Here is a 495-nt window from a genome sequence, read left to right as displayed (position 1 = left end):
GTTTTACCGTGGTCAACGTGGCCGATAGTACCAACGTTTACGTGCGGTTTTACGCGTTCAAACTTTTCTTTTGCCATGACGAAACCTATAAGTTTTGTGTATCTAGATTACATATAAAAATAATCCACGACGAGTGTGGATTAGAATTATTCAGTCTATTATAAATATTTTTTCGACAATTCAAAGGAAGTATTTGAGAAGATTCTTCGGAGACTGGTGCTGATAGGCAGATTTGAACTGCCGACCTCACCCTTACCAAGGGTGCGCTCTACCAACTGAGCTATATCAGCACGCCAGACGAACTGGAGCGGGCAGCGGGAATCGAACCCGCATCATCAGCTTGGAAGGCTGAGGTAATAGCCATTATACGATGCCCGCTTTAGGAACCTGTTCTTAACTACCTCTAACCGTCAAGAATAAAGTGGTGGAGGGAGCTGGATTCGAACCAGCGAAGGCTGAGCCGTCAGATTTACAGTCTGATCCCTTTGGCCGCTC

Annotated in this window: 2 tRNA genes and 1 pseudogene; all 3 read right to left on the bottom strand. The window is 45.5% G+C overall.

Going from position 1 to position 495, the window contains the following annotated elements:
• A pseudogene (locus EXT47_RS00860) lies at window positions 1-77 on the bottom strand (elongation factor Tu); the annotation flags it as partial.
• A gap of 137 nt (window positions 78-214) precedes the next feature.
• A tRNA-Thr gene (locus EXT47_RS00855) sits at window positions 215-290 on the bottom strand.
• Window positions 291-303: 13 nt separating this feature from the next.
• Window positions 304-378 (bottom strand) — tRNA-Gly (locus EXT47_RS00850).
• Between the last annotated feature and the right edge of the window lie 117 nt (window positions 379-495).

The organism is Pseudoalteromonas sp. CO342X (assembly GCF_004208915.1).
GTDB lineage: Bacteria > Pseudomonadota > Gammaproteobacteria > Enterobacterales > Alteromonadaceae > Pseudoalteromonas > Pseudoalteromonas maricaloris.
Note: the sequence above shows the minus strand (reverse complement) of the source record. Positions and strands in the feature narration are given on the sequence as shown.